The sequence below is a fragment of the Microlunatus kandeliicorticis genome, assembly GCF_014137855.1.
Lineage (GTDB): Bacteria > Actinomycetota > Actinomycetes > Propionibacteriales > Propionibacteriaceae > Microlunatus > Microlunatus kandeliicorticis.
The window spans coordinates 239,495-252,783 of the sequence record NZ_JACGWT010000003.1 but is presented as its reverse complement, the minus strand read 5'-3'; the positions used below and the strand labels follow the sequence as shown (position 1 = coordinate 252,783).

Sequence of the window (13,289 nt, the reverse complement as noted above, 5' to 3'; positions counted from 1 at the left end):
CTCAGCGCGCGTTCCGCGCTTCGACAGGCTCAGCGCGCGTCAACGGGCGTCCTTGCCGCCCTCACGCCACCCGTTGGTGATCGGCAGCCGACGGTCGCGGCCGAAGGCCTTGAAGCTGATCTTGGTGCCCGGCGGGTACTGGCGCCGCTTGTACTCGGCCCGGTCGACCAGTCGGGTGACCCGGTCGACCAGCGCCGGCTCAAACCCCTGGGCGAGCAGGTGGTCGCGGCCCTGGTCGCCCTCGACGTAGTCGTCGAGGATCGCGTCCAACACCTCGTACGGCGGCAGCGAGTCGGTGTCCTTCTGGCCCGGGCGCAGCTCGGCGCTCGGCTCCTTGGTGATCGTGTTCTCCGGGATCGGCGGGGTCTCGCCGGCCTTCTCGGCCTGGGCGTTCCGCCACCGGGCCAGGTCCCAGACCTGGGTCTTGAACACGTCCTTGATCGGCGCGAACCCGCCGACCGCGTCGCCGTAGATGGTCGAGTAACCGACCGCGAGCTCGCTCTTGTTGCCGCAGGCCAGCACGATCGAGGGTCCGTCGGCGTTCGAGCAGGCCAGCCAGAGGTTGGCCCGGATCCGGGCCTGCAGGTTCTCCGCCGCGACCCCGTCGATCTCCATCGACGCGTGGTAGGCGTCGACGATCGGCGCGATCGGCACCGTGGTCAGGTGCAGTCCGGTCCGCTCGGCCAGGTCGGCGGCGTCGGTCTTCGAGTGCTCGGAGGAGTAGGCGCTCGGGTTGGAGATGCCGTAGACGTTGTCGGCGCCGATCGCGTCGCAGGCGATCGCCGCCACCAGCGTCGAGTCGATACCCCCGGACAGCCCGAGGTAGACCCGCTGCAACCCGTTCTTGGTGACGTAGTCGCGGAGTCCCAGCACCAGCGCGCGGTAGACCTGCTCGTCGGTGCCGAGCGTGTCCTGCAGCACCGGGGCGATCGGCTGCTCGGGGGCCGGGCCCGGCTCGGTGACCAGCGTCCGGCGGATGGTCATCCCCGACGCGCCGACCTCGGGGTCGACGCCGGCGGGTGCGGTCCCGGCGGCCAGCTCGAGGTCGACCACCTCGAGCGACTCGGTGAAGCGGACCGCGCTGTGCACGATGGTGCCCTCGGCGTCGGTGATCACCGAGTAGCCGTCGAACACCAGCTCGTCCTGGGCGCCGATCAGGTTGACGTAGGCCAGCGGGCAGCCGGCCTCGCGGGCCCGCCGGCCGACCAGCGCGTCGCGGGCGTCGTCCTTGTCCTTCTCGTACGGCGAGGCGTTGATCACCGCGAGCAGCCCGACCCCGGCCTCGCGGGCCGCGGCCACCGGGCCGCCGTCCTGCCAGATGTCCTCGCAGATCACCACGGCCACGTCGACGCCGCGCACCCGGACCACCTGGAGCACGTCCCCGGGCGCGAAGTAGCGGTACTCGTCGAACACGCCGTAGTTGGGCAGGTGGTGCTTGGCCGCGGTGCTGACGATCCGGCCGCCGTGCAGCACGGCGGCGGCGTTCTGCGGCTTGGGCCGGCCGTCGGGGCCGAGGCCGCGGGTGTCGGCGACCGCTTCGACGTCCTGCTCGGCCCGGTCGAGGTAGCCGACGACCACCGTCAGGTCGCCGAGCCCGTGCTCGACCAGCCGGCTGGCCAGGTGCTCGAGCGACAGCCGCGAGGCGTCGACGAAGCTCTTACGCAGCGCGAGGTCCTCGACCGGGTAGCCGGTGAGCGCCATCTCGGGGAACAGCACCAGATCGGCCCCGGCGGCGGCAGCGCGCCCCGCCCAGTCGACGATCCGGGCCGAGTTCGCCGAGATGTCCCCGACGTGGGTGTTGATCTGGGCCATGGCCAGACGCAGAGACGGCACGCTCCGAGCCTAACGGCGGGCGGCGACACCCCGACCCGTGGCCGTCGGCCGGGAGCAGGGCCGAGGGCGTTCCGCAGCGCGTGGGGCAGCGGGTGGGCAGCGGGTGGAACGGCGGGTGGAACGGGCGTGTGAACGTCGTGTGACGGAGCCCCCACCCGCTGTTGCCGCCGCCGCGGAGCCGGTGACACTATCGAGCGGTGACCGACGTGATGTCCCAGGCCGAGGCCCTCGCCCAGACGATCGCCTACCCGGCCCCGGGCGCTCGCCCGTGGCGGCAGGAGGACAAGCCGATCCCGCCGCACGTCATCGTGCTGTTCGGTGCCACCGGCGACCTGGCCCGTCGCAAGCTGATCCCGGGTCTCGCGCACCTGCTGCTCTCCGACCTCGCGCCGGACATCCAGGTGGTCGGCACCTCGCTCGAGGACTACACCACCGAGCAGTTCCGCGAGTTCGCGCACAAGGCGATCGAGGAGTTCAGCCACCGCGACGTCGAGAAGGCCACCTGGGCCGAGTTCGGCGACAAGGTCAGCTACGTCCCCACCGGCGCCGGACCGGACGCGCTGGCCAAGGCGGTGGGTGAGGCCGAGCAGCGGCTCGGTGGCCGGGCCGAGCGGCTGCACTATCTCAGCGTCCCGCCGGCCGCGGCCCGCCAGGTGATCAAGACCCTCAAGGACGCCGACCTGGTCGAGCGGGCCGGCGTGGTGATGGAGAAGCCGTTCGGCACCGACCTGGCCAGCGCGATCAGCCTCAACAACGAGGTGCACCAGACCTTCGACGAGAGCCAGATCTACCGGATCGACCACTTCCTGGGGAAGGAGGCGGCGCTCAACATCCTGGCCTTCCGGTTCGCCAACGGCCTGTTCGAGCCGATCTGGAACCGCAACTTCATCGACCACATCCAGATCGACATCCCCGAGACGCTCGGACTGGACCGGCGGGCCAACTTCTACGAGGTCACCGGCGCCTACAAGGACATGGTGGTCACGCACCTGTTCCAGGTGCTGGCGTTCGTGGCGATGGAGCCGCCGACCGCCCTGGAGCCGCGGGCGATCAGCGAGGAGAAGAACAAGGTCTTCCGGTCGATGCTGCCGATTGACCCGAACGAGGTCGTCCGCGGCCAGTACACCGGCTACCGCAACGAGGACGGGGTCGCCCGCGACTCCGACACCGAGACCTTCATCGCCCTCAAGTGCGGCATCGACAACTGGCGCTGGGCCGGGACGCCGTTCTACCTGCGCACCGGCAAGCGGATGGCCGAGGGCCAGCGGATCATCTCGATCGCCTTCAAGGAGGCGCCGAAGTCGATGTTCCCGCTCGGCTCCGGCGTCGGCCAGCACGGCCCGGACCACCTGACCTTCGACCTGGCCGACGAGTCCAAGGTCTCGTTGTCGTTCTACGGTAAGCGGCCGGGGCCGGGGATGAAGCTCGACAAGCTCTCGATGCAGTTCTCCACCCAGGAGACCGACAGCGCGGCCGCGGTGCTCGAGGCGTACGAGCGGCTGATCCTCGACGCGATGCGGCACGACCACACCCTGTTCACCACCGCCGAGGGCATCGAGAGCCTCTGGGAGCGGTCCGCACCGCTGCTGCTCAACCCGCCGCCGGTGCGCAACTACCCGCCCGGCTCGTGGGGCCCGAACGCCATCCACCAGCTGGTCGCCCCGCACGCCTGGCGGCTGCCGTTCGAGCGGGTCTGGCGCGAGAAGAAATAGGCCCGGCGACCCGGTCGCGGTGTAACGCGGTCGTTACGTCCGGGCGGGCAGACTCTCCTTCGTGGACAAGCAGACCGAATTCGTGCTGCGCGCGATCGAGGAGCGGGACGTCCGGTTCGTCCGGATGTGGTTCACCGACGTCCTCGGCTTCCTCAAGTCGGTGGCGATCGCGCCCGCCGAGCTCGAGGGCGCGTTCAGCGAGGGGATCGGCTTCGACGGCTCGGCGATCGAGGGGTTCGCCCGGGTCTACGAGTCCGACATGGTGCTGCGTCCGGACCCGTCGACCTTCCAGGTGCTGCCGTGGCGGGACAGCAAGCCGGCCACCGCGCGGATGTTCTGCGACATCACCATGCCGGACAACTCGCCGTCCTACGCCGACCCGCGCTACGTGCTCAAGCGGTCGCTGAAGAAGGCCGCCGACCTCGGCTTCACCTTCTACACCCATCCCGAGGTCGAGTTCTTCCTGTTCAAGGACCCGCTCGACCCGGACAAGGGCCCGGTGCCGGTGGACCAGTCCGGCTACTTCGACCACACCGCGCAGAGCGTGGGCAGCGACTTCCGCCGCAAGGCGATCACCATGCTCGAGCAGATGGGGATCTCGGTCGAGTTCTCCCACCACGAGGGCGCGCCCGGCCAGCAGGAGATCGACCTGCGCTACGCCGACGCGCTGAGCATGGCCGACAACATCATGACCTTCCGGGTGGTGGTGAAGGAGGTCGCGCTCAGCCAGGGCATCCACGCCTCGTTCATGCCCAAGCCGTTCACCGAGTGGCCCGGGTCGGGCATGCACACCCACATGTCGCTGTTCGAGGGCGACAACAACGCCTTCTACGACGGCAGCGCCGAGAACCACCTGTCGAAGGTGGCCCGGCACTTCATCGCCGGCCTGCTCCGGCACGCCGGTGAGATCACCGCGGTGACCAACCAGTGGGTCAACAGCTACAAGCGGCTGGCCGGCGGGGGCGAGGCGCCGAGCTACATCTGCTGGGGCCGCAACAACCGCTCCGCGCTGGTCCGGGTGCCGATGTACAAGCCGCACAAGGGCGCCTCGGCGCGGATCGAGCTGCGCTCGATCGACAGCGCGGCCAACCCCTACCTGGCCTTCGCACTGATGCTCAGCGCCGGGCTGGCCGGGATCAACGGCGAGTACGAGCTGCCTGAGGGCGCCGAGGACGACGTCTGGTCGCTGACCGAGCGCGAGCGCCGCGCGCTGGGGATCAAGCCGCTGCCGCGGAACCTCTACGAGGCCGTGGCGATCATGGAGCAGTCCGAGCTGGTGGCCGAGACCCTCGGCGACCACGTCTTCGACTTCTTCATGCGCAACAAGCGCGCCGAGTTCGAGGACTACCGGCGCCAGGTCACCCCGATGGAGCTCAAGCAGCTGCTGCCGGTGCTCTGAGCGCAGGCCCGCGGGGTCACGAGAGCAACGGCAGGACGCTCGACAGGTCGGCCCGGTTGCCGCTGGCGCTGACCTTGCCCGCGGCGCGGAGCTCGGCCCAGCCGACCCGGCCGGTGGCCAGCCGCAGCCAGCTGACCGGGTCGGTCTCCACCACGTTCGGCGGGGTCCCGCGGGTGTGGGTGGGGCCGGGGTCGCCGACCCCGCACTGCACGGCGGCGTACGGCGGCACGCGGACCTCGACCGACCGGCCCGGGTGCTGCTCGCCGAGGATCACCGTCAGCGTCCGGCAGGCGGCGGCCAGCGGCTTGCGCGGCAGCGCCGGGGGACCGTCCGGGTCGACCGGGCGGAGGTCGTCGGCGTGCACGACCAGGTCGACGACCCGGGTGCGGACGAACTCGGCCAGCCGCGCCGGTCCGCGGGGGGTGCCGACGGTCTGCGGCAGCCGACCGGCGGCGTACCGGGCGGTGACCCGGTCGATCGCCGTGGCGAGGTCGGCGACCAGCGCGTCCGGGCTGCGGTCGACGGCCCGCGCCGTCGCGGCCGCGGTCATCTCGTCGGCGGCCGGCCGGTAGCGCTGGACCAGGAGACCCATGGCCAACGGACGCTCGGTGGTCGGCCGGTCCGGGGCGTCGGCCAGGCCGTCGAGACAGACCAGCAGGTGACCGGTCAAAGTGGCGACGTCCCACCCGGGCAGCGCCGTGGCGGCGTCGAACCGGTCACCGTGCTCGCTCAGCCAGTCGTGCAGGACGCGGGCCTGCTCGAGGGCGACCGGGACGTCACGGTCGGGTGCGGCAGCCACGTCGTCCGACCCTAGTCGGGCGCCGGGGTCGGGCGGCGCCGTGGGCCCGGCCCGCCACCCTCTCCACCAGGCCCGACGTCGCACCGGCTGCGCCCACCTCGCACGCGGTATTGATGGTGCGACGTGGCCGTAGGGGGTGCGACGTGGCGGGGAGGTGGGGAAGGGGGGAGGTCGGGGCGGTGGGGTCAGGGACGTGTGGTCGGGGAGGTGAGGTCGGGGCGGCGGTGGGAGTTCGGGCCGGCGGTGGGAGGTCGGGCCGGATCTTTCTACCTCGCACCGGCTACGTCCACCACGCACCGGCTACGTCCACCTCGCACGCGGTATTGACGGTGCGACGTGGCCGCAGGGGGTGCGAGGTGGCGGGTCAGGGTTCGGGGTGGCGGGCGTCGTAGGCGAGGAACCGACGCTGGGTGGCCAGCACGATCCCGAGCAGCAGGACGCAGGTGAGCCCGCCGACCAGGGCCGCCCAGTTCTCCCCCCACCAGGTGGCCTCCGAACCGAGCACCAGGTCGCCGAGCCGGGGTCCGCCCGCGACGACCACGATGAACACGCCCTGGAGCCGGCCGCGCATGTCGTCGGGGGTGGCCGACTGCAGGATCGTCTGCCGGAACACCGAGCTGACCGCGTCCGAGCCGCCGGCCGCAGCCAGGAAGAGACAGGCGAACACGATCGCCGGGAGCACCGGGCCCGGCGGGCGGTCGCGGCCGACCACGGTCAGCACCACGCCGAAGCCGGCCACCGAAAGCCCGAACGCGGTGATCGCCCAGCCGATCACCCGGGCCTGACGGCGGATCCGCACCAGTCGTCCGGAGAACAGCCCGGCCAGCACCGCACCGACCGCGAAGGCGGCGTTGAGGACGCCGGTGGTGGTGGCCCCGCCGCCGAGGAAGAGCACCCCGACGGCCGGGTACAGCACCCGCGGCATGGCGAAGATCATCGCGATCAGGTCGACCACGAAGGTCATCCGGACGTTCGGTCGGGTGGCCAGGTAACGCAGGCCCTCGAGCACCGAGGTGAGCCCGCGGGTCCGGCGCGGCCGGTCGGCGTCCTCGTCCCCGGCGGTGACCGGCGGCAGCTCGGGCAACCGCCACAGCGCCCAGAGCGCGAAGGTGAACAGCACCGCGTCGATCCCGTACGCGAGCGAGAAGTCGGCGAGTGCGACCAGGAAGGCGCCGAGCAGCGGCCCGACGGTCAGCGCGACGTTCCACATGATCGTCTGCAGCACGTTGGCCGCGGGCAGCAGCCGGGCGTCGATCAGCCGCGGGATGATCGCGGACCGGGCCGGGTTGTTGATCGCGAAGCCGGCGGACTGGACGGCCACCAGCGCGTAGAGCAACGGCACCGAGTTCGCGTGCAGCAGCGCCTGGACGGCGAGCGCGATCGAGACGAACCACAGCCCGGTCGACGAGATCAGCGCCACCCGACGCCGGTCGTACAGGTCGACCAGCGCGCCGCCGTAGAGGCCGAGGGCGACCAGCGGGACCAGCGCGCAGATCCCGAGCAGGCCGACTGCCAGGGTCGAGCCGCTGATCGCGTACACCTCGAGGCCGACGGCCACCACGGTCAGCTGGGTGCCGAGGTTGGAGATGCCGAGGCCGAGCCAGAGCCGGCGGAACGGGGCGCTCGCGCGCAGCGGGCTGAGGTCCAGGAGAACGGACATCGGGGGCGGTGGACACCTCACGGTCGGGACGACGGTCTGCGGGGCGGCCACGAGCACCGGCGACCACGGGCCCGGATGATCACCAGGTCTGCATGATCACGAGCACGGCCCACGGACCGGACGGCGGCCGGCTCACCGGTCGACGTCGGGCGGGCGTCCCACCGCCGACGACACTAACATCGGGCCGGTGACCCGCGGTGATCAGCTCTCGACCGGTGCCCTGGCCCGGCGCGGGTTCACCGACGCGAGCGCGGCCGAACGCGTTCTGCGCGGCTGGGACACCGACGTCGAACCGCTGCTCGACGCGCTGGCCCGGTCGGCCGACCCCGACCTGGCGCTGGCCGGGCTCGACCGGTTGCGCGACGTCCGTCCCGACCTGCTCGACGTGCTGCGGAGCAACCCGGTGCTGGCCGAGCAGCTGATCATGGTCGCCGGCGCGAGTGCCGCGCTGCAGCACCACCTGGTCGCACACCCCGACCACCTCGACCAGCTGGCCGTCCGGGCCGAGCGACGTCCGGCGGCGGCCCTGCGCGCCGAGCTGCTCACCGCCGTGGGTGCCGACCCGGACCGGCCCGACCCGGTCGCCGCCGACGACCCGCAGGGGGCCGACGCGCTCCGGCTGGCCTACCGGGCCGCGCTGCTCCGGGTGGCCGCCCGCGACGTCTGCGACCCCGAGCCGATCGAGGTGCTCGAGAGCGTCGCCGCGGAGCTGTCCGACCTGGCCGACGCCACCCTGGAGACCGCGCTCGCGCTGGCCCGCCGCAAGGTCGGGCTCGAGCAGGCTGCGGAGTGCCGGCTGGCGGTGATCGGACTCGGCAAGTGCGGTGCGCAGGAGCTGAACTACGTCAGCGACGTCGACGTGCTCTTCGTGGCGGAGCCCGCGCTCGGGCCGGACGGCGAGCCGCTGGTCGGCACCGACCGGGCGATGACGGTGGCCACCCGGCTGGCGGCCGAGCTGAGCCGGATCTGCTCCGCGCACACCGCGGCCGGGACGATCTGGGAGGTCGACGCCGGGTTGCGGCCCGAGGGCAAGGCGGGACCATTGGTCCGCACCCTGGCCAGCCACCAGACGTACTACCAGCAGTGGGCCAAGACCTGGGAGTTCCAGGCCATGCTCAAGGCCCGACCGGCGGCCGGCGACCTGGCGCTCGGCCGGGCGTTCGTCGACGTCGTCGACCCGCTGGTCTGGCAGGTCGCCGAGACCCCGCACTTCATCGCCGACGCCCAGGCCATGCGCCGACGGGTGGTCGCGCACATCCCCGCCCGGGACGCCGGTCGCGAGATCAAGCTCGGCGACGGTGGCCTCCGCGACGTCGAGTTCTCCGTCCAGCTGCTCCAGCTGGTCCACGGCCGCGCCGACGAACGGCTGCGGGTGGCCAGCACCCTCGGCGGACTGCGGGCCCTGGTCGACTCCGGCTACGTCGGCCGCGAGGACGGCAAGGGCTTCGGGCTGGCCTACCGGTTCCTGCGCAGCCTCGAGCACCGGATCCAGCTGTTCCGGCTGCGGCGGACCCACGTGCTGCCCACCGCCGAGGACGAGCTGCGCCGGCTCGGCCGGTCGCTCGGGTATCCCGACCCGGTGGTCGGGCTGACCAACACCTGGCGCTCGTGCTCGCAACGGGTCCGCCGGCTGCACCAGCGGCTGTTCTACTCCCCGCTGCTCGACGCCGTCGCGCGGATCCCCACCGAGGAGCTGCGGCTGACCGCCGAGAGCGCCAAGGACCGGCTCCGCGCGCTCGGCTACGACGACCCCGACGGCGCGCTCCGGCACATCGAGGCGTTGTCGACCGGGGTGTCGCGGCAGGCGGAGATCCAGCGCCAGCTGCTGCCGGTGATGCTCGGCTGGTTCGCCGAGGGCGCCAACCCCGACCACGGGCTGCTGAGCTTCCGCCGCGTCTCCGAGGCGCTGGGGACGACGCCCTGGTACCTGCGCGCGCTCCGCGACGAGGGAGCCATGGCCGAGCGGCTGGCCCGGATCCTGGCCTCCAGCCGGTACGCGGTCGCGCTGCTGACCCGGGCGCCACAGAGCGTCCAGATGCTGGTGGACGACGGCGAGCTCGACCTCGACCGGGTCGGCGACCTGCGCGCCGAGATGGCGGCCGCGGCGCGGCGGCAGAGCACGCCGGAGGGCGCGATCGAGGCGGTCCGGGCGATCCGGCGCCGCGAGCTGTTCCGGATCGCGGCCAGCGACCTGGTCGGGCTGAGCGACGTCCCCACGGTCGGTCGGGCGCTGTCGCGGCTGGCCTCGGTGACCATCGATGCCGCGCTGGTCATCGCCCGCGCCGGCGCGAAGACGCAGCCGGCGCCCGAGCTGGCGGTGATCGCCATGGGCCGGTGGGGCGGTCGGGAGCTGAGCTACGCCTCCGACGCCGACGCGATGTTCGTGATGGCCGACCAGCCGCCCGCGCACGACGGCCCGCTGCCCCACGGCTGGGACGCCACCCGGATCGGCACCGGCGTCATCAACCGGATGCGCGAGCTGCTGTCGCGCCCGGGCGCGGACCCGGCGCTGGCGGTCGACGCCAATCTGCGGCCCGAGGGCAAGGGCGGTGCGCTGGTCCGCTCGCTCGGCGCCTACCGCAACTACTACGCGCGCTGGTCGTCCACCTGGGAGCTGCAGGCGCTGATCCGCGCCGACGCCCAGGCCGGCGACCTCGGGCTGGGCGCCTCGCTGATGGAGACGATCGAGGCCAAGCGCTGGCCCGAGGGCGGTCTGAGCACCGGCCAGCTGGTGGAGATCCGTCGGCTCAAGGCCCGGATGGACGCCGAGCGGATGCCGCGCGGCGCCGACCCGAGCAAGCACGTCAAGCTCGGCCCGGGCGGGTTGGTGGACGTCGAGTGGACCGTCCAGCTGCTCCAGCTGCAGCACGCCCACGCGCACCCGGAGCTGCGGACCACCGGGACGCTCGACGCGATCGACGCGCTCCGGTCGGCCTCGTTGATCACCGGTGAGGACGCGGTCTGCCTGCGCGAGGCCTGGCTGCTGGCCAGCCGGATCCGCAACCTGATCATGCTTCTCCGCGGTCGGGGGTCGGACTCGCTGCCCGCCGACGCCCGCGACCTCGAGGGCCTGGCCCGACTGCTCGACTACGGACCGTCCGGCTCCTCGCACCTGGTCAACGACTACCGCCGGGTCACCCGTCGGGCCAGCCAGGTCGTCGACCGGCTCTTCTGGGGCGAGTGAGCTTTCCCACCACGTGCCCTGAGCTCGTCGAAGGGCGGGAGCAGCGAGCGGCGCTTCGACAGGCTCAGCGAGCGGAGACGTGCCCTGAGCCGCACCACGTCCCCTGAGCCTGTCGAAGGGCGCGGAATGCCCGCGCCCGGGATCGGGTTGACCCGGAGGTGACACCCCAGACCCGCGTCCCGCTGTCCGTGCTCGACCTCTCGCCGATCGGGGCCGGCCAACCGGCCTCGGCCGCGCTCCGGGAGACCGTCGAGCTGGCCCGGGCGGCCGAGCGGTTCGGCTATCAGCGCTACTGGTTGGCCGAGCACCACAACATCCCGAGCGTGGCCAGCTCGGCGCCCGCGGTGATGATCGCCACGGTGGCCGCGCACACCTCGACCATCCGGGTCGGTTCGGGCGGCATCATGCTGCCCAACCACGCGCCGCTCCAGGTGGCCGAGACCTTCCGGGTGCTCGAGGCGCTGCACCCCGGTCGGATCGACCTCGGGCTCGGCCGCGCCCCGGGCACCGACCAGCTGACCGCGCCGGCGCTGCGTCGGAGCCGCGAGGCGCTCACCGCCGACGACTTCCCGCAGCAGTTCGCCGAGCTGATGGCCTACGTCGACGGCTTCCCCGCCGACCACCCCTTCGCGCGGATCACCGCCATCCCCACCGACGTCGACCTCCCGCCGGTCTGGATCCTCGGCTCGAGCCTCTACGGCGGGCAGGCGGCCGGCGCGTTCGGCACCGGCTTCGCCTTCGCCGGGCACTTCGGCACCGCAGACCCGGCCGAAGCGGTCCGCGGCTACCGCGAACGCTTCACCCCGTCCGCGCGGCTGAGCGAGCCGCGAGTGATCCTCGGCGTCGCGGCGATCGCCGCCGAGACGACCGAGCGCGCCGAGCAGCTGGCCCGTGCCGCCGACCTGTCGATGCTCCGGCTGCGGCAGGGACGTCCCGGTCCGCTGCCCACGCCCGAGGAGGCCGCCGCCTACGACTGGAGTCTGGCCGAGCTCGCTCAGGTGGAGTCGCGGCGGGTGTTCACCAGCGTCGGCACCGCCGACGAGGTGGTCGACGACCTCGAACGTCGGCGCAAGGAGGCCGACGCCGACGAGCTGATCATCACCACCCAGATCCACGACCCGGCCGAGCGGATCCGCAGCTACGAGCTGATCGCCGAGTCCTACCGCTGACGATCCGGGACCGACCGACACATCCCACCGACCGACCCGACCGACCCGCCCGGCCGACCCCACCGACCTACTCCACCGAACGCCCTAGCCCGGCGACCCGCCGTCGCGCACGTCGCACCGCTCCCACCCACGTCGCACCGCCTATACCCGGTGCGACGTCGTCAGGAGCGGTGCGAGGTCCGATCGGCCGGAGTCGCCGGACGGGCCGCGTCCGATCGGGCCGCGTCCGATCGGGCGGCATCCGATTGGCCGCGACGATCACCGCCCGGCGTGCCGGGTGACGGCCTGCGCGTAGGCGTCGAGCGCGGCGGCGGCCGAGTTGTCCCAGCTGAACCGGGCGGCGTGCCGGGCGGCGCGGCGGCCGAACTCGACCGCGCGTCCCGTGTCGTCGAGCACCGCCGCCAGGGCGTCGGCCCAGCGCGCCGGGTCGTGCCCGTCGACCAGCAGCCCGGTACGACCGTCCTCGACTGCGCTGCGGAGCCCACCGACGTCGGTGGCGACCACCGGACGTCCGCAGGCCTGGGCCTCGAGCGCGACCAGGCCGAAGGACTCGTTGTAGGACGGCACCCCGACCACGTCGGCCACGCAGTACCAGCGGAACAGCTCCTCGCGCGGCGAGTGCGGCCGCATGATGATCACGTCGGCGAGGTCGTGGCCGCGGATCGCCTCCGACAGCGTCTCGGAGAAGTCGGAGTCGGGACCGCTGGGCGAACCGATGATGATCAACCGCAGGTGATCACGACGCTCCGGTCGGCGCTTGATCAACTCGGCTGCGGCCTCGATCAGCACGTCCGGCGCCTTGAGCGGCTGGAGTCGTCCGACGAAGAGCACGATCTGCGCGCTCGGGTCGACGCTGTGTCGCAGCCGGGACGCCTCCTGCTGGCAGGGGTGGAAGGTGACCAGGTCGACGCCGGGTGGCAGCACGGCGATCTGCTGGTCGGCGGCGGCGTAGTGGGTGCGGAGCTCGTCGGCCTCCCACCGGGTGTTCGCGGTGAGGACGTCGGCGGCCCGGACGATCTCCGCCTCGCCGCGTTCGCGCAGGTCGGGCTCGACCAGGTGGTCGGCCCCGCGGTGGGCGTTCTTGACCCGCGCCATCGTGTGCATCGTGTGCACCAGCGGGACGTCGGCGCCACGCGCGAGCGTCAGCCCGGCCAGCCCGGAGAGCCAGTAGTGGCTGTGTACCAGATCGGTCCCGGCGACCAGCGGGGCGGCGTGCGCGGTGAACTCGTCCACCAGCTCCGGCAGCTCCTCCTTGGTGACCGGGCCGACCGGTCCGGCCGGCACCTGGAGCACCCGGACACCCTCGGTCGGCTCGGTGACCTCCGGGGTGTCGGGGTCGCGCCGTCGGGTGAGGATGTCCACGGCGATGCCGCGTGCGCCCAGCCGGCGGGCCAGCTCGGCGACGTAGACGTTGAGACCGCCCGCATCACCGACGCCGGGGGTGTCCAGCGGCGAGGTGTGCATGCTGATCATGGCGACCCGGTCCGGCACCTGGTCCGTCTCCTGCACCCGGCCAACCTAGACCGCGCGCGG

Annotated in this window: 8 protein-coding genes; 4 read left to right on the top strand and 4 right to left on the bottom strand. The window is 72.7% G+C overall.

Annotation, left to right across the window (positions count from 1 at the left end; all coding sequences use genetic code 11):
* Positions 1-39 precede the first annotated feature (39 nt).
* Positions 40-1,833, bottom strand: a complete 1,794-nt coding sequence (locus tag FHX74_RS10205) for an NAD+ synthase (protein ID WP_182560017.1) — start codon at positions 1,831-1,833, stop codon at positions 40-42.
* Positions 1,834-2,042: 209 nt separating this feature from the next.
* Here FHX74_RS10205 and zwf point away from each other — a divergent pair, with 209 nt between their 5' ends.
* Entirely contained in the window at positions 2,043-3,545 is a 1,503-nt protein-coding gene (gene zwf, locus FHX74_RS10200) for a glucose-6-phosphate dehydrogenase (protein WP_182560427.1), read from the top strand.
* Positions 3,546-3,606: 61 nt separating this feature from the next.
* On the top strand, positions 3,607-4,944 hold the full coding sequence (locus FHX74_RS10195; protein WP_182560016.1) for a glutamine synthetase family protein: 1,338 nt from the start codon (positions 3,607-3,609) through the stop codon (positions 4,942-4,944).
* 16 nt (positions 4,945-4,960) lie between these two features.
* Here FHX74_RS10195 and FHX74_RS10190 read toward each other — a convergent pair whose 3' ends face one another.
* Positions 4,961-5,743, bottom strand: coding sequence for a sterol carrier family protein (locus FHX74_RS10190; protein WP_182560015.1), 783 nt, complete (start codon positions 5,741-5,743; stop codon positions 4,961-4,963).
* 364 nt (positions 5,744-6,107) lie between these two features.
* The gene (locus tag FHX74_RS10185) at positions 6,108-7,403 is read right to left on the bottom strand and encodes an MFS transporter (RefSeq protein WP_182560014.1); all 1,296 of its coding nucleotides are present in this window, start codon (positions 7,401-7,403) and stop codon (positions 6,108-6,110) included.
* A gap of 187 nt (positions 7,404-7,590) precedes the next feature.
* Between FHX74_RS10185 and FHX74_RS10180 the strand changes: the two genes are divergently transcribed.
* Both FHX74_RS10180 and FHX74_RS10175 read left to right on the top strand, forming a co-directional pair.
* On the top strand, positions 7,591-10,587 hold the full coding sequence (locus FHX74_RS10180; protein WP_182560013.1) for a bifunctional [glutamine synthetase] adenylyltransferase/[glutamine synthetase]-adenylyl-L-tyrosine phosphorylase: 2,997 nt from the start codon (positions 7,591-7,593) through the stop codon (positions 10,585-10,587).
* Between the two features lie 158 nt (positions 10,588-10,745).
* Complete coding sequence (locus FHX74_RS10175) at positions 10,746-11,756, top strand: LLM class flavin-dependent oxidoreductase (RefSeq protein WP_182560012.1); 1,011 nt, start codon at positions 10,746-10,748, stop codon at positions 11,754-11,756.
* Positions 11,757-12,014: 258 nt separating this feature from the next.
* Here the strand turns inward: FHX74_RS10175 and mshA are convergent, their stop codons facing one another.
* Complete coding sequence (gene mshA, locus FHX74_RS10170) at positions 12,015-13,265, bottom strand: D-inositol-3-phosphate glycosyltransferase (protein ID WP_328823746.1); 1,251 nt, start codon at positions 13,263-13,265, stop codon at positions 12,015-12,017.
* Positions 13,266-13,289 lie beyond the last annotated feature (24 nt).

What these genes read in the sequence shown, in the direction of transcription:
- FHX74_RS10185 (WP_182560014.1), bottom strand. Translation starts at nt 7,403, where the DNA reads ATGTCCGTTCTCCTGGACCTCAGCCCGCTGCGCGCGAGCGCCCCGTTC.
- zwf (WP_182560427.1), top strand. Translation starts at nt 2,043, where the DNA reads ATGTCCCAGGCCGAGGCCCTCGCCCAGACGATCGCCTACCCGGCCCCG.